This is a genomic window from Plantibacter sp. AC185 (assembly GCF_979258065.1).
On sequence record NZ_OZ409831.1, the window covers coordinates 2,448,545 to 2,467,877 of the forward strand.

The following is a 19,333-nucleotide window of genomic DNA, read 5'->3' on the forward strand; positions in this document are numbered from 1 at the left end:
CCAGGCGTCCCAGGACCCGGGTGTTGTCGAGTCGGGACAACCGTGGTGCACGATGCCGCGCCGGCGGGATACGGTCGCATCCGTGCACCTCATCTTCCGCACCATCGCCATGTTCCTGCAGTCCCGCCGTCGAGCCCGCCGCGGCGAGCGCCTCGACACCTGGGACGTCGGTCGGATCCGGCTGCGCGTGCTGCCGACCGATCTCGACGTCCTCGGCCACATGAACAACGGTGTGTACCTCTCGATCTTCGATCTCGGCCGCTTCGACCTCCTGATCCGGAACGGACTCTGGGATCGCTTCAAGCACCTGGGCTGGTACCCGGTGGTGTCGAGTGAGAGCATCACCTTCCGGAAGTCGCTGCAGCCCTGGCAGCGCTTCACCGTCGAGACCCGGGTCACGGGCTATGACGACAAGGGCGTGTTCATCGAACACCGGGTGGTCGTGGGCGGGGAGATCTACACACAAGCCCTCGTGCGAGGTCGGTTCCTCAAGCGCACGGGCGGCGTGGTGGCGCTCTCGGAACTCATCGAGCTCACCGGCCCGGCTCCAACCGACCTGCCTGCGTGGCAGGCGCAGTGGGCGAGGGATGTGGCCCTGCCGCCCACGAAGGCACCGGCTCCCAGCGACTGGTGACTCGCAGTCGGTCGACATACTGGATTAAGCAACTGGAATACTTGTAGGCTGACCGCGTTCGTTCGCGAACGCTCCGCCGGTGCGTCCGGACGTCCCTCCCTCGGGTCGTCTCGGGCGCACCCTTGCGAAAGGTCGCCCATGAAACTCCCCATCCCCATCGCCATCGTCAGTCTGCTCGGCATGACGGTGAGTCTGCTCACCGGTCCGGCCGCCCGGGCCACCGAGCCGGCGCCTGACACGACCCCGGCGGTGTCCTCGGTCGAGGGCAGGTTCGTCGGCCAGGCGTTCCCCTCCGGCTCGGACGCCTTCTTTGCGGTCGGTGGCTCGACGGACGTCCTGAACCCGGCCAGGGTGACGCTGCACGCCACGCTCGACCAGGCGCTCGCCGCATCCGGCCGCTGGACGTTCCCGTCGGTGGACGCGTCCGGTCCGGTCACGACCACGGTCGGAGGCGTCACGAGGTGCCTCCAGCCTGATCCGTCGCAGGCCTACAAGTACGTGTACCCGGCGGTCTGCACCGGCTCGACCGCGCAGCAATGGGGCTGGGAGGTCTTCGCGAACGACCGTGTCAGCGGATACGGCCTCGTCTCGAACGGCGGAGCAGGCGGCTTCCTTCGTCAGTTCGACGGCAGGCTGGCCGTGGGCGGGTTCGGCTCGGTCGTGGATGCCGACCGGGTCACCCCGGAGGGACTCGATCCCGTCCCCGTCGCCATCCCGGTCACCCTCGAAGCGCCGACGCCCGGTTCAGTCGTCCGGGAGCCACGTCCCGTGTTCAGCGGGCGAGGCACGCCCGATGCGGTCGTCGAGGTCCTCGACTCGTCCGGCGGACCACTCGCCACGGCGACCGTCACCGCAGAGGGCACCTGGTCTGCCGTTCCGACCCGCGATCTCGCGCCCGGAGCGCAGTCCGGCACCGTTCGTCAACGCTCTGACGACTCGACCGCGAACTGGTCGCTGACCTACCGCGTCGTCACAGCGGTGACGGTCCGAACGCCCGCACTCGACGCCACGGTGGACGATCCGCGTCCGGTGTTCTCCGGTCTCGGAGAACCGGGCGCGCGGGTGACCGTCCTCGATGACACGACGGGTGTGACACTGGTCGACGTCGAGGTGGACGGAAGCGGCGCCTGGAGTCAGCAGTCACTCCGGACGCTCGAGCCGCGCGCGTACACCGCGACCGCGACGCAGGTCTTCGGGGAACAGCGCACCACGGCACCGCTCCGGTTCACCTATCGGGAGCCCACGCCCGAGCCGGGCCCGGTCGAGGACGTCACCCTTCTTTCGCCCGCCATCGGGGAGACCGTCGAGACCGCAGACCCGGTGTTCAGCGGTCGTGGAGAGCCGGGCGCGACCATCCGGGTGATCGGTGCCTGGGGTACGGAGATCGCTGCAGCCGAGGTCGGAGACGACCATCGCTGGGCGGCGCCGATCAACAAGAGCCTGACCCCCGGTCGGTACAGCGGCGGCTCCGTGCGCCAGGAGATCGACGGGGTGGAGCAGTCTCGCGCGCCGTACGACTTCACCGTGGCCGCCCACGCGGTCGTCGCACCGCTTGTCGTGGAGTCGCCCGCGAGCGGTGGCGTCATCTCCTCGTCGGTGCCCGTGTTCAGCGGCACGGCACAGCCCGGTGCGAGGCTCGAGATCTGGAGCGCCTGGGGCGATCTCGTCGGCACCACCGAGGCCGTCGCTGCGAGTGGACGCTGGACGATCAGCTGGAACAAGTCGCTGCTCCCCGCCCGGTACGCGGGTGGCACCGTCCGACAGATCATCGGCGGCGTCGAGACGCACCGCTCCGTCTACGACTTCACCGTCGCATCCGTCCTCAGGGTGACGTCGCCGAGGATCGGCGACACCCTCACCGGTACGCGGCCCGTGTTCACCGGCACGGCGACACCGCTGGCCGACATCGAGATCATCGGAGCCTGGGGCACCCGACTCGGGACGACGAAGGCCGACTCCTCGGGCTCGTGGACCGTCGAATGGAGCCGGGACTACCTCCCGGGCCGCTACCAGGGCGGACGCGTCGAGCAACGCGTGAACGGAACGTTCATCGATCAGGCCGGGTATGACTTCCGCCTGGTGCGATAGCGGATCGGCGGCGGCGGTCGGGGCGTCCTCGCGATCCTTTGCCGCCGTCGGCGTCGCCGGATGTCGGTGGTCACCACGTAGGGTGACCACCATGTCCGCCACCACATCGTTCGCCGCTCCATCGCTGTCGTCCGTCGAGGCCGCGCTGCAGCCGACCGGACCGGCGTCGCGCGTGGCGGAGCCGGTTCGGACGGTGTACCGCCCGAGTGGTCCACTCGACGTCCACAGCACCCTGCGCCTCATCGCCCGGGGCGGCGACGGCCCGTGCTATCGCCGAACGCCTGGCGGGGTCTGGCTGACGGCGCGCACCCCACAGGGCGGCGCGACCCTGTACGTCTCGACGGTCCGCGACGGCGAGGTCGAGGCGGCCGCCTGGGGTCCGGGTGCCGAGTGGATGATCGCCGGTGTGCCGGAGCTGCTCGGCCGCGAGGACGACTGGTCGGAACTCGACGTGAGCCGGAGCCCGCTGCTCACCGAGGTGTCCCGGCGGAACCCTGGACTGCGGTTGAGCCGCAACCGGCTCGTGTTCGAGATGCTCGTGCCGTCGATCCTCGAGCAGAAGGTGACCGCACTCGAAGCGTGGCGTGCGTGGCGGTCACTCGTGCGCCGACATGGCGATGTCGCTCCTGGTCCAGCCCCGGAGGGCATGGTCGTCGCGCCGTCCGCCGAGACCTGGCGGATGATCCCGAGCTGGGAGTGGCATACGGCGGGTGTCGGGCCGCAGCGCTCGGAGACGGTCGTGCGGTCGTCGCGACTCGCCTCCGCGATCGAGCGGACGATCGACGAGCACCCCGATGACGCGTCACGGCGCCTCCAGAGTCTGCCGGGCATCGGCGTGTGGACGGCCGCCGAGGTGACGCTCCGAGCGCACGGTGACCCCGACGCCGTGAGTGTCGGTGACTACCACCTCGCGGCCTCGGTGGGGCAGGCGCTCACCGGCTCACCCGTGGACGACGACGGCATGCTCGAACTGCTCGCTCCCTGGGCGGGTCACCGGCAGCGGGTGCTGCGGCTCATCGGTCGGAGCGGCATCCACAAGCCGCGTCGTGGCCCGAAGATCACCATCCAGGACCACCGTCACCACTGAGCGCGTCAGCGCGTTCTCCGGCGTGCGGGTCAGGCGTCCAGGACGGCCATCGCGGCGTTGTGCCCACCGAGTCCGCTGACCGCGCCACCGCGTCGGGCCCCGGCGCCGCAGAGCAGGACGCGTGGGTGCGCCGTCGCGACGCCCCACCGCTCGGCCGCCGTGGCCCGTGGGGCGTCGTCCTCCAGGAACGGCCACGACAGCGGGCCGTGGAAGATGTTCCCGCCCGGCATCGCCAGGGAGCGCTCGAGGTCGAGCGTCGTCCGCGTCTCGATGCAGGGCCGCCCCTCGGCGTCGAGCAGCAGCAGGTCCTCGATGGGTTCCGCGATCACCGATTCCAACGATCGCAGTACCGCGGCCTGCAGCGCGTCACGGAAGGCGTCGTGGCCGCCGGGGACCGCGTCCGCAGCGACCGCGAGCCGATGCGGCACATGGAGGCCGAACACGGTGAGCGTCTGCGCCCCCGAGGCCTGCAGCTCCGGCGAGAGGATGCTGGGGTCGCTCAGCGTGTGGCAATAGATCTCGCACGGCAGCGGGTCGGGGATCCGGCCGGCCTCCGCCTCGAGGTAGGCGTGCTCCAGCTGCGCCCAGCCCTCGTTGATGTGGAAGGTGCCGCCGAACGCCGCCGACGGATCGACGGCCGGGTCGAGGAGCTCGGGGAGCCTCCGCAGCAACAGGTTCACCTTCACCTGGGCGCCCTCGGGATGCGGGACACCGTCCTCCGGCGCTGGCGCCGTGCCGAGGATCGCGTCGGCATCACTCCACTGCACCGGCGTCCCCCGCGCTGCCGACCACGCGGCGTACGCGGCCGCGACCGCCCGTTGCTCCGCCGCCGGGTCGAGGAGGCGCTCCAGCACCGCCGGAGCCGCACCCGACAGGATCCACTCGCCGCGGACGACGACCCCGGGGCGAGGCCGGAACCGGTCCAGCGTCGATATCGGTTCGGTCGCCTCAAGTTCCGCCTCCGCGGCGAGGTCCACGTAGGCGACGAGCCCGTGCTCCGGTTGGATGGAGGTCACCTCGGCGAGCGTCCGGATCTCGGCGCCGGCCTCCTCGGCCGCGCGGCGCAGCGCGTCCGTGACCGCGCCCATGCCGCCGACCGGGACGTCCCAGTCGCCCGTCCCGCCGCCGATCAGGTGGTAGAGGAAGCAGATGTTCTGCTGCAAGGTCTGGTCGTCGGCGCGGGCGAAGGTGCCGATGAGCGCATCCGTGAAGACGACGCCGCGGACGAGGTCGGAACGCGCGGCGTCCTCGATGGCACGGCCGATCGGCTCATCGAACACCGCCGACCAGATCGACGCGACCTCCGCGGCCGGCACCCCGAGGTCCGCGGCGGCGGCGATCGCCGCGTCACGCGCGTCGGAACGGCTGCGGAGCGGCTCGAGCACGGTCGGCCAGAGCACCGAGGCCAGGTGACCGATCCGACGGTGCAGTTCGGCGATGCCCGCGGCGTCCTCCGGATACCCGATCGACGCGAACGACGCGACGGTGGCGTCGTCGTCACGGTTGTCGATCAGGAGACCCGTGCCGGGGTTCGCGGGGTCGGGCGTGTAGGACGAGAAGCGGCGCCGGACGAGCCGGACGTCGAGCCCGAGCTCGTCGATGATCCGCTGGGGCAGCAGGCTGACGAGGTACGAGTACCGGGACAGACGTGCGTCCACGCCGGGGAACGGACGTTCCGAGACGGCTGCTCCACCCGTATGGTCGAGGCGTTCGAGGAGCAGGACGCGCTTGCCCGCGCGTGCGAGGTAGGCGGCGGCGGTGAGGCCGTTGTGCCCGCCGCCGACGATGACGGCGTCGTACTGCTCGACGGAATGCATGACCACACCCTATTCGCAGGCGCACTTCGACAGGCTCAGTGACCGGGGAGGGGTCTCAGCGATGTGGTGCACCGGTCCCTGAGCTTGTCGAAGGGCGGCGGCCGGGGCGGGGTCTCCGCGACATGGCCCACCGGTCCCTGAGCTTGTCGAAGGGCGGCGGCCGGGGCGGGGTCTCCGCGACATGGCCCACCGGTCCCTGAGCTTGTCGAAGGGCGGCGACCGACCGGGGTGCTCAGCCGCCAGGCGTGTACTCGCGAGCCTCAGCGGGGATCGGCGGATCGGCGCATAGGCTGAGCAGCATGGCGAACGTTGCGAACGAGGGTCCCACCGAACCGGTCGGACTCGCGGATCGTGCGATCGCCCTCGCGTCGAAATGGGTCGACGAAGGGGCGGAAGCTCCGACCGATCCCGCCGCCGAGCGGCTCGCCGGCGTGCTGCGCGACCCCAACGGCCTCGAGTTCACCGTCGGCTTCGTCGACGGCGTCATGCGCCCGGAGGACCCGCTCGTCGCCGGGAACGCCCTCGCCGCCCTCGCCGGTCGGACGCCGCGGTTCCTGCCCTGGTACGAGCAGGCCGCCGTCCGCACGGGCGGTCTGGTCGGTCCGGTCCTGCCCTGGGTCGTCGTCCCCGCCGCGCGCCGCGTCCTCCGGGGCATGGTCGGCCACCTCATCGTCGACAGCCGTCCTCGTGAGCTCGGCAACGCGATCGCGAAACTGCGCGCCGACGGTTCCCGACTCAACCTGAACCTCCTCGGGGAGGCCGTCCTCGGCGAGGGCGAGGCGGCGAAACGGCTCGCCGGCACCCGCGAGCTCCTGCAGCGCCCCGACGTCGACTACGTGTCCATCAAGGTCTCGTCGATCGCCAGCCAGCTCTCCATGTGGTCGTTCGAGCAGGTCGTCGACCGCATCGTCCGTCGCCTCGTGCCGCTCTACGAGGAGGGGCTCGCGACCGGCACCTTCATCAACCTCGACATGGAGGAGTACCGCGACCTCGACCTCACCATCGCGGTCTTCACCCGACTCCTCGACCAGCCGCAGCTGCTGCAGTACCAGGCTGGCATCGTCATCCAGGCCTACCTGCCCGACGCCCTCGAAGCGATGATGCAGCTCACCGCCTGGTCGAAGCAGCGCGTGGCCGCCGGTGGCGCGCCCATCAAGGTGCGGCTGGTGAAGGGCGCGAACCTCGCGATGGAGCGGGTCGACGCGGCGATCCACGGCTGGCCGCTCGCGACGACCGGATCGAAGCGCGAGACCGACACCAACTACAAACGCGTGCTCGACTGGGCGCTCACGCCGGCGCACACGGACGTCGTGCGGGTCGGCGTCGCCGGGCACAACCTCTTCGACATCGCCTACGCGTGGCTCCTCGCCGGTGACCGCGGTGTGCGTGAGCGGGTGGACTTCGAGATGCTGCTGGGGATGGCGACCGGTCAGGTCGAGGCCATCAAGCGGGACGTCGGGACGGTGCTGCTGTACACGCCCGTCGTGAACCCGAAGGAGTTCGACGTCGCGATCTCCTATCTCGTCCGCCGTCTGGAGGAGAACGCCAGCGAGGAGAACTTCATGTCGGCGGTGTTCGAGCTCGCCGAGAAGCCGACCCTGTTCGCACGCGAGCGACGTCGGTTCCTCGCGTCAGTCGACGCCCTCGGAGAGACCGCCGGGCAGGTGCCGACCCCCAACCGGACGCAGGACCGCGCCGCGGAGGCCCCGGAGGCACCGCTGCCCGACAACGACGGGGACGACCGCTTCCGCGATCCCGCACAGGCGCCCGACGCGGGACTCACGCAGCAGGTCCTCGGGCTGGAACGCGGATCGAGCGGCGGCGAGGACCGCTTCCACGCCGATCCGTCCTCCGCGTACGTCGAGACGGCGGTCTTCTCCCGTTCGGAGCGTGGTGGTGTCGTCGACGGCGCCCCGGGCTTCGAGAACACCGCCGACACCGACCCCTCGCTCGCGGCGAACCGGGCGTGGGGAGCGTCGATCCTGGCGCGCGTCCCGCAGTCGACCCTCGGTGGCTCCGCGGTCGCGGCCGCAGCCATCGACGACCCACGCGTCCTCGAACGCACGATCACGATGGTCCGCGCCGCCGGTGAGCGATGGGGAGCCCGACCCGCTGCCGAACGGGCCGCCGTCCTGCACGCTGCAGCTCGGGTCCTCGCCTCCCGTCGGGCGGACCTCATCGAGGTCATGGCGAGCGAGACCGGCAAGACGATCGCCGAGGCCGATCCCGAGGTGAGTGAGGCGGTCGACTTCGCGCACTACTACGCGGCCAACGCACCCCTGCTCGAGAGCGTGCACGGCGCGAGCTTCGTCCCCTCCGCGCTCACGGTCGTGACGCCGCCCTGGAACTTCCCCGTCGCCATCCCGGCCGGAGGCGTCCTCGCGGCGCTCGCCGCCGGCAGTGGTGTGATCATCAAGCCCGCTCCACAGGCCAAGCGGTGCGCAGCGGTGGTCGTCGAGGCGCTCTGGGACGCCGGGGTGCCGCGCGACCTCCTCGTGCTCGCCGACGTGGCGGAGGGCGACCTCGGTCGTCGGCTCGTCTCCCACCCGGCCGTCGACCGGGTGATCCTGACCGGTTCCTTCGAGACGGCGCAGCTGTTCCGTGGGTGGCGTGCCGACCTGCCGCTGCTGGCGGAGACGAGCGGGAAGAACGCGATCATCGTCACGCCGAGTGCCGACCTCGACCTCGCCGTCGCCGACATCGTGAAGAGCGCCTTCGGGCACGCCGGGCAGAAGTGCTCCGCCGCGTCGCTCGTGATCCTCGTCGGCTCGGTCGCCCGATCCGACCGCTTCCTGCGGCAGCTCGAGGACGCCGTCCGCTCGCTCCGGGTCGGCTGGCCGTCCGATGCGCGGACGCAGATGGGGCCGATCGTCGAGCCGGCGGGGGAGAAGCTCCTCGCCGGGCTGACCGAGTTGCGCCTCGGCGAGAAGTGGCTCGTCGAGCCGAAGCTGCTCGACGACTCCTCGGTCAACTTCGGCCAGCCGAGCGAGCGCCTCTGGTCACCGGGGGTCCGCACCGGTGTCCAGCCGGGCTCGCCTTTCCACGTGACCGAGTACTTCGGCCCGGTCCTCGGTGTCATGCAGGCCGCGAACCTCACCGAGGCGATCGCCCTGCAGAACGCGACCCCCTACGGGCTGACCGCGGGCCTACACACCCTCGACCCGGTCGATCTCGGGGAGTGGCTCGACACCGTCGAGGCGGGCAACCTGTACGTCAACCGGGGCATCACCGGTGCGATCGTGCAGCGCCAGCCCTTCGGCGGGTGGAAGCGTTCGTCGGTCGGGACCGGCACGAAGGCCGGTGGCCCCAACTACCTGTTCGGGCTCGGCGAGTGGCGACCGGATCCGGGATCGGCGAGCCGCAGCCTGCACCTCCGCGGGCTCGACACCCGCATCGTGAAGCTCATCGAGGCGGCCCAGCCGTCGCTCACCTACGAGGCCTTCGACGTGCTGCGACGGTCGGCGCTCAGTGACGCGATCGCGTGGGGGAACGAGTTCGGCGAGGTGAAGGACGTCTCGCAGCTCGGCGTGGAACGGAACCTCCTGCGCTACCGGCCGGTTCCGGTCGCGGTGCGGGTCGCATCGGGGGCCGACCTGGGCGATGCGCTGCGGGTGCTCATCGCCGCGGTGCGGTCGCGGTCACGGTTCACCGTCAGTCTCGGCGGGCGGTTGCCGCGCGAGGTCCGCGACTGGCTGTCCGAGCTGAGCATCCCCGTCTCGCTGGAGACCGACGAGCAGTGGCTGACCCGGATGGCGGCCCGCGGGTCGATCGACACGGGCGAGCTGGGCCAGGAGCCGCCGGTCGCGACCCGGGTACGGATCGTCGGTCCGCGTCCCGAGACGGTCGCGGAAGCGGAACCCGGAACGGAGGCCTCCGAGCCTGAGCCGCTCGCGAAGCGACTCGCTGAGGCGCTCGGCGGCGATCCCGAGATCGCGATCTGGGGTGGGCCGGTCACCCAGGCCGGACGGGTGGAGCTGCTGCCGTTCCTCCGCGAACAGGCGATCTCGATCACCGCGCACCGGTTCGGCAACCCCGATCCGTGGTCCCAGAGCGTCATCTGAGCCGGGCAGCGACGTCAGGCGCGGAGCGCGGCCTCCACGAGCGCCACGGCGTCCTCCGGCGAGACGCCGAGGTCCCGGATGCGGTCCGCGTACGCCGCCGCTGCCAGCTGCGCCTGCCGGTCGATCGCGTCGCCGTGCGCTGACACGAACGTCCCTGCGCGCCCCCGGGTCTCGATGACCCCGTCGGTCTCGAGCAGCCGGTACGCCTTGGCGACGGTGTTCGGTGCGATCCCCAGCTCGTCGGCCAGCCCGCGCACCGTCGGGAGCTTCGCCCCGGTCGCCAGCCGTCCATCGCGGACGGCCTCGATCACCTGCGTCCGCAATTGCTCGAACACACTGGTCCCCGTCTGAATCGTCCACTCCATCCGCCCATCCTGCCCGCGAACGGTCACGAATGGCGACTTCGGACGCGCCGCACTGTGCGTTGGTGACCGTTCGCGGGCCGGGGGAGGGGTCAGTCGATGTGGCGGTGGATGAGGCGGGTGAGGACGATCGCGCTGCGGGTGTGGTCGACGTTGGGGGCGATCCGCACCTTCTCCAGGGCGTCCTCGAGGGCTGGGATGTTGCGGGCACGCATGTGCACGATGGCGTCGGCACTCCCGGTGACGGTGCCCGCGTCGACGACCTCCGGGACGCCCGACAGGATCCGCAGCAGCTCGTTGGGGGACACGGTGCCGCGGCAGAAGAGTTCGACGTAGGCTTCTGTCTGCATGCCGTCGACCGTGGGGTCGACTTGGATCGTGAACGACTGGATGACCCCGTCGGCGACGAGGCGGTCGACGCGTCGCTTCACCGCTGAGGCCGACAAGCCCACGACCGTGCCGATGTCGCCGTAGCCGGCGCGTGAGTTCTGTCGGAGCAGGTCGATGATGCCGCGGTCGAGGTTGTCCATGAGACTCAGTGTAAGCGCAATCATTGCGCGAAAAGCTGCCACTTCGCAGCATTCCTGCGCCAAACTCCGTGAAAACGCTGCGAATCGCATGCAATGATGAACGTGGCGTGCCCCCGGGCCCCTGGACCTCGTCCGCCGACCCTCGCTCGTTTGGAGGCCGACGTGTCGTCGACGCTCAACCACCCCACCCCCACCACGCAGGACGCCGCGACCGGCACCCGCGTCGCGAACCGTCGCCGGTACCTCATGTGCCGGCCGGACCGCTTCACCGTCAGCTACCGGATCAACCCCTGGATGAACCCGGACGACCCGACCGACACCTCGCTCGCGGTGTCGCAGTGGGAACAGCTGCACCAGGCCTACCTCGATCTCGGCCACCGGATCGACCTCATCGACCCGCTCGACGGCCTGCCGGACATGGTCTTCGCGGCGAACGGCGGCTTCACGCTCGACGGCATCGCCTACGGGGCGAAGTTCACCTACGAGGAGCGCATCCCCGAGGGGCCGGCCTACATGGACTGGTTCGAGGCGAACGGGTTCCGCGTCGAGCGCCCCGAGTTCGTGAACGAGGGCGAGGGCGACATCATGCTCGTCGGCGACACCATCCTCGCCGGGACCGGGTTCCGCACCGATCCCCGCAGCCACGAGGAGGTGCGTCGGATCTTCGACCGCGAGGTCGTGACCCTCAACCTCGTGAACCCGAGTTTCTACCACCTCGACACCGCGATCGCCGTGCTCGACCCGGAGGCTCCCGCCGACGGCTCGCCCGCGAACATCGCCTACCTGCCGACCGCGTTCGACGAGGCGAGCAACCGCATCCTCGAGCAGCGCTACCCCGACGCGATCCACGTGAGCACCGAGGACGCAGCCGTCCTCGGCCTCAACTCGATCTCGAACGGTCGCGAGGTCGTCATCGCCGCCCGGGCAATCGGGTTCGAGGGTCAACTGCGCGAGCGCGGCTACACGCCGATCGGCGTCGACCTGTCCGAGCTGCTGCTCGGCGGCGGCGGCGTGAAGTGCTGCACCCTCGAGCTGCGCGCGTAGCCCGCTCCATCCCGTCCGCTCCTTCTCGCTCCACGGGTAATATTTCACATGTATACTCGTGTGAGTAGGTCATACGACTTGCATGATTGTCGCGGGGGTAAGGGTGGGCCCGATTTGGACACCCCCGCGGGGCTACGACGCCCGAACTGAAGAGTTCCAGCGCCTCCTCGAGGTCGTTGAGCGCCGTACGCCTCAGGTGGCGGCGTCCTCCGCTGCGGCGAGGTGAGCGAGCACGAGCAGCTGCTTCCGCATCATCACGAAGTCGCCCCAGGCCAGGATTGTCCGCCGGACTCGCCCGAAGGGTCCAGGGGTGGGCGGGACGAGCATCTCCGCGAGGAGCCAGACCCCCGCTCCGGCTGGGATCGTGGTGTACCGGAGCTCGATCGCCCCGAACAGCAACGTCGCAACGCCCGGGTTCATGCGGACGGCGATGGACCGTCCCGGCTCAACGGCGGTCGTGGTGAAGATGGTCATCACCGGATCGCCCGTCCGCACGGCGAGGAGCTCCGGGTTCCGCGCGCGGGGACTGCGCCGTCCGCCGTTGTCGAGCAGGTCGTAGCTGTACGGGGCGACCCGGAGCTGGCAGAGCCACGAGAAGGCGGTCGCCGGTGTGGCCGCCGCCCAGACCGCCCTCGTCCAACGCTGCTCGGCGCCGCGCTGGACGAGCGGGTTGCGCGGTCGCGGAACGGCCATCCCCTCGGGCAATGCTCCGCACCAGTGCCACGGGGGGCGCTGCGGGAGGTCGGGGCCACGAGCACTCACGGGGCGCCGCGGTCCGTGTGGACGGTCTCGACCGCGGTGAGGAAGGCGTCGAGCTCGGTGTAGTAGCGCTCGCGCTGATCCTTGTTGCCGCGCAGGTGGCCGCAGTCGAGGGTGACCAGCTGAGCCGTGTCGTAGCGGTCGGTCAATCGTCGTACTTCGCTCGGCGGCATGATGTCGTCCGTGGAGCCGGTGATGAACAGCATCGGCGTCCGCGCGAGATCGCCCTTCGCGGGTTCGGGGGGCCAGGAAGAACCGAGACGTCGGACCGCGTCACTGGCGATCGCCCGGTACAGCGCCGCCCGTCGTTCCGGGCTGCGGAAGCCGGGGACGCGCGGGCCGAACCCCGCGCGGAAGAAGCCGGTGAACAGGGAATCGAGCGTGAGCCCCGGTCCGCTGTCACAGACGAGTGCGTCGATCCGGGCGGAGCCACGCGCTACGGCCGCCAGACTCGGGAAGGTGGAGAAGGAGGTGCCGAGGACGAGGAGGAGCGCATCGGTGGAGCCGTGGTCGGCCCGCAGGGTCTGAGCCGCCTGCTCGATGTCGGTGGTGAAGCGGTCGGCGATGCCTGTCCCGGAGGGGTCACGGTGCGACCGGCCGTGGTTGCGGAGGTCGAAGAGGAGGACGGTGTAGCCGCGGCGGTGGAGGTGCGCGGCCTGGTCGAGCGAGGCGGATCGGGACAGTCCGATGCCATGCCCGACCAGGGCGAGTCGATCGCGTCGGCCGTGCAGCAGCCAGCCGTCGAGCCGTCCGCGGTCCGTGGCCACCGAGATCGAACGCCAGTCGGCCACCCCGTGGTCGCTGGGCCGACGATGTGGCGGTCGGCGCCGTGGATGCAGGAGCGCGAAGGCGGCGAACCTTGCCACGAGACGGATCATCGCGGGCTCGTCGCGCGACGCGTCGTTGATCTGCATCCTACCTCCAATATCACATGTAACATACCAATGTTCCGTGATCACCCACAACCGCCCGCATGGTCATCGGCAGCATTCTCGCCGCTCTCAGAGCCCTGAGGCTTGGGGCCCGGGTCACCGTCCGGATCGATCGACGGCGAGCCGGTCAGGCCGTCCGCCGCCGCTGCCGCGGTCAGCCGGTCGATCCCCCAGAACGGCTCCCGTCCGACGATCACGAGCGGCACACCGAAGACGCCGTCCCGGTCGAGCTCGGTGAGGAGCGTACGACCGAGCTCAGAGCCCTCGTCCGTGGCGTGCAGGACCGCGAGGGCCGGGTCCAGGTCGCAGGTTCGGAGCACCTCCGCCACCTGAGTCTCCTCGTGCACGTCGACGCCGTGCTGCCAGCGCGCCGTCGAGAGCGCGTATGCGAGGCGTTTCCCGAGCTGCTGATCCGCGCGGAGCGTCGCGGCGAGGGCGATCGCCGACACCTCCCATTGGGCGTTGGTGTCGACTGGCCAGGTCACCCGCAGCCTGCGGTCGGCCCGTGCTGACGGCGGCGGGGTCCACTTCGAGGATCTCGCAGACCTCCTGCTCGATGGTCTCCTGCTGGGTGGGGGTGAGTGCGGTCATGGTTCTCCTGTCGTCGGGAGCGGACGTGGTGCTCCGACGCTATGAACCGCCGCTCCGCCACGACAATGGGGTACGACCCCAGGCGGGCCGCATGGGGTCCGCCGATTGTCCGAAGCGACCCCGCAAGTCGCTCGGCGACCTCAGCCGCACCGGCCTTGCACGATCATCGGTCTGGCCGAGAGGGTTGCGGGTCCCAGTGGGGCGGCGTATACCTGCACTGACCGCTTGAACCTGAGGAAGGGCACCCATGGACGCCGGAGAACGACGTGACCACGAACGCGCCAACGCAGGGCGCTCCGGCACCCTGAGCGATGCGACGGGGTTCTGGGTCGTGATCGCCTTCGCCCTGTTCGCCGGCGGCATGTGGGCATTCGGCGAGGCGTTCCGCACGGACGTCCTGCAGGCCGTCTGGTTCATGGGTGGCATCCTCATGATCGCGCTCGCCATCTTCATCCCGGCGCACTTCGCCAGCAACAACTGACCCCCAGCCGGACGTTCGCCGACCGTTTCCTGAGCGTCCGGCCGTCCAGACGGAGGCCGCCGATACGGTCCTGTTCAGCGCGCTACGCTGGCTGAGCAGACACGAGGACGGCACATGGATTCCACGGTGGTCATCATTCCCACCTACAACGAACGCGAGAACCTGGAGAGGATCGTCGCGCGCGTCCGTGTCGCTGCTCCCTCCGTCGAGGTGCTCGTGGTCGACGACAACTCACCCGACGGCACCGGAGCGATCGCCGACCGGCTCGCTGCCGAGCACGACGCGGTGCACGTGCTGCACCGCACCGGCAAGGAAGGGCTCGGCGCCGCGTACAAGGCCGGCTTCTCCTGGGCACTCGGGCGCGGATTCGGCAATGTGGTCGAGATGGACGCCGACGGATCCCATGCCCCCGAGCAGTTGCCGGCCCTCCTCGCGGCCACCGCGGACGCGGACGTCGTCCTCGGGTCGCGCTGGGTCCCGGGCGGCACCGTCGTCAACTGGCCCAAGCATCGCGAGGCCATCTCACGGGTCGGCAGTGCCTACGCCCGGTTCGCGCTCCGGCTCCCCGCGCGGGACGTGACCGGCGGCTACCGCGTGTTCAGCGCTGACGCACTGCGTCGGCTGCAGCTCGACGAGGTCCACAGCCACGGCTACGGCTTCCAGGTCGACATGCTCTGGCACGCGAACCGCGCCGGTCTGCGGATCGTCGAAGTGCCGATCACCTTCACCGAGCGGACGCTCGGGGCCTCCAAGATGACGAGCGGCATCGTCGTCGAGGCGATGCTCCGCGTCACCTGGTGGGGCGTCTGCGAACTGACGGACCGCATCATCGGGCGTCGTCCGGCAGCGTCACGGGCGGCCGCCGGCTCCTGAGTCGCGGTGGCGCCCCATCGGCGGGCGCACCGTCAGCTGCGGCGCGGCCCCGAGGAGATGACCGGGGCCGAGCCGATGAGGTCCTCGTCGTCGACAGCGTCGACGAGGAACGCGGCGACGTCGCAGCGAGGGATCCGGAGCGAGCTCGGCCAGCTTCCCGGCGGTGACGACACGACCGGGCGTCGGGCGTCGCTGGCAGAGAGCACGGTCGGGTGCACGATGGTCCAGTCGAGCTCCGAGCGGCGGAGGAACGCGTCCGCCTGCTCGTGATCGGCGTAGACGGTGCCGAGCCGGAGGAAGTGCGTCGCCCACCGCAGGCCGGCGGGGACGCTCCGGACCGACTCGCCGGCACCGAGCGCGGAGAGGAGGACGATTCGGCGGAGGCCACGCGAGCGCATCGCATCCGTCACGACCCGCACGGCGTTCGAGATGAGGTCGGGAGGGCTGACCTGGCGCGCCCACGGCCAGTCGGACGAGCCGATGTTGCTGAGGGCGATGATCACGGCCTGCGCGCCACGCATGGCGTCCTCGACGTCCTCACTCCGCAGGGGAGACCCCTGGACCACCGTCAGCCGGTCGCCCGGAACGACGGCGGCGGGGTCGCGGACGAGCGCGGTGACCGAGTGGCCACGGCGGAGTGCCTCGCCGATGATGAGCCGCCCGGTGCGGCCGCTCCCACCGATCACGAGGAGCTGTGCCACCGTCGCCTCCAGATCGTCGAACACCGGCCCGACGGCGCAGGTGCTGCGACCGTCGGGACGGTTCCATCGTTCCCGAAGGGGCGACGGAGGACATCGGGGACAACCCGTGGAGTGCGGCGGTGACCGCGTGCGGTCGAGCGGTCAGGCCTTCGCGGCCGACGGCTTCCGGGCCGGAGCCTTCCGCGCGGCCGGTGCCGCGGGCTTCGCGGCTGCCGGCCGGCCGGCGCTCAGCGACGACTGCTCCGGCATCGGCTGCAGCGTCGTGAACCGTGACAGCTGGGTCACGTGGTGCGGCTGCAGCTCCTCGAGCGACGCGACACCCAGGAGCTTCATCGTGCGCACGATCTCGCCCGAGAGGATCTGGATCGCGCGGTCGACGCCCTCGCGCCCACCGGCCATGAGTCCGTACAGGTACGCGCGGCCGATGAAGGTGAAGCGCGCACCGAGCGCGACGGACGCCACGATGTCGGCGCCGTTCATGATGCCGGTGTCGAGGTGCACCTCGGCGTCCTTGCCCACCTCGCGCACGACGCTCGGCAGGAGGTGGAACGGGATCGGCGCGCGGTCGAGCTGGCGGCCGCCGTGGTTGGAGAGCTGGACGGCGTCCGCACCGAGGTCGACGGCGAGCTTCGCATCGGCGACCGACTGGACGCCCTTGACGATGAGCTTGCCCTTCCACTGCTCGCGGATGTACTTGACCTCGTCAGGACCGACGGTCGGGTCGAACATCGTGTCGATGAGCGCCGCGACGGTTCCCGACCAGCGGTCGAGGCTCGCGAAGGCCAACGGCTCCGTGGTGAGGAAGTTGATCCACCACGCCGGGCGGGGGAGCGCGTCGACGATGGTCTTCGGGGTGAGCGACGGCGGGATCGTCATGCCGTTGCGGACGTCGCGCAGGCGGGCGCCGCCGACGGGGGTGTCGACCGTCACGACGAGGGTGTCGTAGCCGGCCGCTGCCGCGCGGTCGACGAGCGCCATCGACCGTTCGCGCTCACTCCACATGTAGAGCTGGAACCAGTTGCGGCCACCGGGTGCCGCCGCCTTGACGTCCTCGATCGAGGTCGTGCCCATGGTCGACAGGGTGAAGGGGAGGCCGGCGGCCGCTGCGGCGGAGGCTCCCGCGCGCTCGCCCTCGGTCTGCATCATGCGGGTGAAACCGGTCGGGGCGATGCCGAAGGGGAACGCGACGCGCTCGCCGAGGACGTCCCAGCCGGTGTCGACGTTCGCGACGTTCTTCAGGACGGCCGGGTGGAACTCGATGTCCTGGAACGCCTGGCGTGCCCGGGCCAGCGAGATCTCGCCCTCGGCGGCGCCGTCGGTGTAGTCGAAGGGCGCCGTCGGCGTGACCTTCTTCGCGATCGTGCGCAGGTCGGCGATGGTCGTCGCGGCCGCCAGGCGGCGCTTCCGGGCGTTGAACTCCGGCTTCTTGAACTGCATGAGCGGCAGGAGGTCGTGGGGCTTGGGGATGCGGCGTTCAACCATGGTCTGTCTCTTCTTTCCGCGAACTGTCGCTTGAGGTGGGTGTCGAGGGGTGCGGACTGTCGTCTTCTGACAGTTCGCGAGCCTGGTAGTAGTTGGTGATGTGGGAGCGGACGGACTGGCGGGCCAGCTCGGCGTCGGCGTGGCGGATCGCCTCCACGATGCCCCGGTGCTCGGCGCGCAGGCGGTCGGCGGTGGCTGACCACGACGCCAGTTGTGGGACACCGGCCAGGACGTAGCGTTCGATGGAGTCACGGAGACCCGACATCGTGGCGACGAGGACCTGGTTGCCCTCCGCCTCGGCGAGCGACAGGTGGAACTGCGCGTCGAGGGCGAGGAACTCGGCCTCCGTGAGGGTGGGCTGGTCCATCGCGTCGAGCAGGGACTCGGGGTGCGTGAGATCGGGGACGGCTGCTTCGGCACGCGACGCCAGACTGTGGACGACCGCGGTCTCGATCACGAGCCTGGTGTCGACCACGTCCTGGACGGCGAAGCCCTGCGCGGCGACCTGGAGCCGCATGAGGGTGGCCATGCCACCGGACGGCGTGGCGACGATGATCGCGCCGGCGGTGGGGCCGGATCCCGTGTGGGTCCGGATGAGTCCGAGGACCTCCAAGACGCGGATCGCCTCGCGGACGCTGGACCGGCCGACACCGAGGTCGATCGCGAGCTGACGTTCGCCGGGCAGGCGGTCGCCGGGGGTGAGGACACCGCTGAGGAGGTCCGACTCGATGCGGGCGAGCACGACCTCCCAGGCCCTGGGCTCCGCCGCTGCGGTGGCGGGCCGCGTCGCCGCGGCCGCTGCCGGCGCGGCCGTCGCTGGTGCGTTCATCGATCCTCCTTCGACACTGCGGTGTGGTCAGACCACAAACCCTACCTCTTGAACCGATTCAACGCGAGCCCCCGCCGCAGATTTTTCTGCGAAGGGAAATCGACGGACCTCGACGCCCGTCTCAGGTGCGGAGGACGATGTTCTCCGGCTCCTCGTCGGCCAACAGGTGTTCGATCTGTCGACGCAGGAGACGCGCCATCCGCGGCAGCATGGCGCTCGTCGCGCCCCCGATGTGCGGGGAGACGAGCACGTTCGGCAGGGACCACAGCGGGTGGTCGGCGGGCAGCGGTTCGGGGTCGGTCACGTCGAGCGCGAGTCGGATGCGACCGCTCGTCGCGTGCTCCACCAGGGCGTCGGTGTCGGCGACGGGGCCGCGGGCGACGTTCACGACGAGGGCGTCGTCGGGCAGTGCCGCCAGGAAGTCGTCTCCGATCAAGCCGCGGGTGCCGTCGGTGAGTGGCACGACGACGATGACGATCTCAGCGTGCGGCAGGAGTCCGGGCAGTTCGTCGATGCCGTGGATCGGCCCCCGCTCGTCCTCCCGCGCGCTCGACGCCACCCGGGTGACCTCGACCTCGAACGGGAGCAGCCGCTCCTCGATGGCCGCTCCGACCCCGCCGTACCCGATGAGGAGTACGCGGCGGTCGGCGAGGCTCGGGCGCTGGCTCTGCAGCCACTCGCCCGTCCGCTCGGCGCGCACGAAGTCCGGGATGCCCCGCTGCGAGGCGAGGATGAGGCCGACCGTGAGCTCCGCCGTCGACGCCTCGTGGACGGTCGCCGCGTTGGCGAGCGTGATGCCCGCGGGGAGGAGGTCCGCGAGGCCGTCGTAGCCGATCGACTGCACCTGGACGAGCTTCGGCGTCACCGCGGCGACGTTCGCGAGCGGCTTGTTCGAGCCGAGGTACACGGGCACGACGAGGTCGATGTGCTCGACCGGCGGTTCGGCGCGCAGATCCCATTCGACGAACTCGACGCCCTCGGGGAGGGGGCCCTGCGACAGCACCTCCTCGCGCAGGTCGGCGGGCAGGCTGACGATGAGTGGAGAAGCGGTCATGCTGCGAC

At 70.6% G+C, this 19,333-nt stretch carries 17 protein-coding genes; 7 read left to right on the plus strand and 10 right to left on the minus strand.

Features of this window, described 5'->3' with window-relative positions:
* Positions 1–82: 82 nt before the first annotated feature.
* From ACZZZB_RS11690 to ACZZZB_RS11700, 3 genes are all read left to right on the plus strand, one after another.
* Entirely contained in the window at positions 83–634 is a 552-nt protein-coding gene (locus ACZZZB_RS11690) for an acyl-CoA thioesterase (RefSeq protein ID WP_229939483.1), read from the plus strand.
* Between the two features lie 138 nt (positions 635–772).
* Positions 773–2,722, plus strand: coding sequence for an Ig-like domain-containing protein (locus ACZZZB_RS11695; protein ID WP_194644888.1), 1,950 nt, complete (start codon positions 773–775; stop codon positions 2,720–2,722).
* Between the two features lie 91 nt (positions 2,723–2,813).
* Positions 2,814–3,809, plus strand: coding sequence for a DNA-3-methyladenine glycosylase family protein (locus ACZZZB_RS11700; RefSeq protein ID WP_463529736.1), 996 nt, complete (start codon positions 2,814–2,816; stop codon positions 3,807–3,809).
* A 29-nt stretch (positions 3,810–3,838) separates the two neighbouring features.
* On the opposite strand, the gene ACZZZB_RS11705 is transcribed toward ACZZZB_RS11700, so the two are convergent.
* A complete protein-coding gene (locus ACZZZB_RS11705; RefSeq protein ID WP_463529737.1) occupies positions 3,839–5,626 on the minus strand; it encodes a phytoene desaturase family protein in 1,788 nt (595 codons plus the stop codon).
* A gap of 299 nt (positions 5,627–5,925) precedes the next feature.
* Here ACZZZB_RS11705 and ACZZZB_RS11710 point away from each other — a divergent pair, with 299 nt between their 5' ends.
* On the plus strand, positions 5,926–9,687 hold the full coding sequence (locus ACZZZB_RS11710) for a proline dehydrogenase family protein (RefSeq protein ID WP_229939480.1): 3,762 nt from the start codon (positions 5,926–5,928) through the stop codon (positions 9,685–9,687).
* A 14-nt stretch (positions 9,688–9,701) separates the two neighbouring features.
* Here the strand turns inward: ACZZZB_RS11710 and ACZZZB_RS11715 are convergent, their stop codons facing one another.
* On the minus strand, positions 9,702–10,052 hold the full coding sequence (locus ACZZZB_RS11715; protein WP_202939585.1) for a GntR family transcriptional regulator: 351 nt from the start codon (positions 10,050–10,052) through the stop codon (positions 9,702–9,704).
* Between the two features lie 89 nt (positions 10,053–10,141).
* Positions 10,142–10,579, minus strand: coding sequence for an Lrp/AsnC family transcriptional regulator (locus ACZZZB_RS11720; protein ID WP_079706386.1), 438 nt, complete (start codon positions 10,577–10,579; stop codon positions 10,142–10,144).
* Between the two features lie 162 nt (positions 10,580–10,741).
* Between ACZZZB_RS11720 and ddaH the strand changes: the two genes are divergently transcribed.
* A complete protein-coding gene (ddaH, locus tag ACZZZB_RS11725; RefSeq protein WP_463529738.1) occupies positions 10,742–11,623 on the plus strand; it encodes a dimethylargininase in 882 nt (293 codons plus the stop codon).
* 192 nt (positions 11,624–11,815) lie between these two features.
* On the opposite strand, the gene ACZZZB_RS11730 is transcribed toward ddaH, so the two are convergent.
* The 3 genes from ACZZZB_RS11730 to ACZZZB_RS11740 all read right to left on the minus strand — a co-directional run bounded on the left by ACZZZB_RS11730 (position 11,816) and on the right by ACZZZB_RS11740 (position 13,799).
* Positions 11,816–12,316: an SRPBCC family protein gene (locus ACZZZB_RS11730; protein ID WP_463529739.1), complete on the minus strand. Its 501-nt coding sequence runs from the start codon at positions 12,314–12,316 to the stop codon at positions 11,816–11,818.
* A gap of 65 nt (positions 12,317–12,381) precedes the next feature.
* The gene (locus tag ACZZZB_RS11735; protein ID WP_229939478.1) at positions 12,382–13,296 is read right to left on the minus strand and encodes an alpha/beta hydrolase; all 915 of its coding nucleotides are present in this window, start codon (positions 13,294–13,296) and stop codon (positions 12,382–12,384) included.
* A 41-nt stretch (positions 13,297–13,337) separates the two neighbouring features.
* Positions 13,338–13,799 (minus strand): DsbA family protein, encoded by a 462-nt coding sequence (locus ACZZZB_RS11740; RefSeq protein WP_229939477.1) that lies wholly within the window; start codon positions 13,797–13,799, stop codon positions 13,338–13,340.
* A gap of 353 nt (positions 13,800–14,152) precedes the next feature.
* Between ACZZZB_RS11740 and ACZZZB_RS11745 the strand changes: the two genes are divergently transcribed.
* Both ACZZZB_RS11745 and ACZZZB_RS11750 read left to right on the plus strand, forming a co-directional pair.
* Positions 14,153–14,386 (plus strand): hypothetical protein, encoded by a 234-nt coding sequence (locus ACZZZB_RS11745; protein ID WP_079706387.1) that lies wholly within the window; start codon positions 14,153–14,155, stop codon positions 14,384–14,386.
* Positions 14,387–14,500: 114 nt separating this feature from the next.
* Entirely contained in the window at positions 14,501–15,259 is a 759-nt protein-coding gene (locus ACZZZB_RS11750) for a polyprenol monophosphomannose synthase (RefSeq protein ID WP_229939476.1), read from the plus strand.
* A 32-nt stretch (positions 15,260–15,291) separates the two neighbouring features.
* Here the strand turns inward: ACZZZB_RS11750 and ACZZZB_RS11755 are convergent, their stop codons facing one another.
* The 4 genes from ACZZZB_RS11755 to ACZZZB_RS11770 form a co-directional block, all read right to left on the minus strand.
* A complete protein-coding gene (locus tag ACZZZB_RS11755; RefSeq protein ID WP_192019097.1) occupies positions 15,292–15,960 on the minus strand; it encodes an NAD(P)-dependent oxidoreductase in 669 nt (222 codons plus the stop codon).
* Between the two features lie 141 nt (positions 15,961–16,101).
* The gene (locus tag ACZZZB_RS11760) at positions 16,102–17,442 is read right to left on the minus strand and encodes an alpha-hydroxy acid oxidase (protein ID WP_463529740.1); all 1,341 of its coding nucleotides are present in this window, start codon (positions 17,440–17,442) and stop codon (positions 16,102–16,104) included.
* A complete protein-coding gene (locus tag ACZZZB_RS11765; RefSeq protein ID WP_137244198.1) occupies positions 17,435–18,271 on the minus strand; it encodes a FadR/GntR family transcriptional regulator in 837 nt (278 codons plus the stop codon). The genes ACZZZB_RS11760 and ACZZZB_RS11765 overlap by 8 nt, the downstream gene beginning before the upstream one ends.
* Positions 18,272–18,392: 121 nt before the next feature.
* Positions 18,393–19,325, minus strand: a complete 933-nt coding sequence (locus ACZZZB_RS11770; RefSeq protein ID WP_229939472.1) for a 2-hydroxyacid dehydrogenase — start codon at positions 19,323–19,325, stop codon at positions 18,393–18,395.
* Between the last annotated feature and the right edge of the window lie 8 nt (positions 19,326–19,333).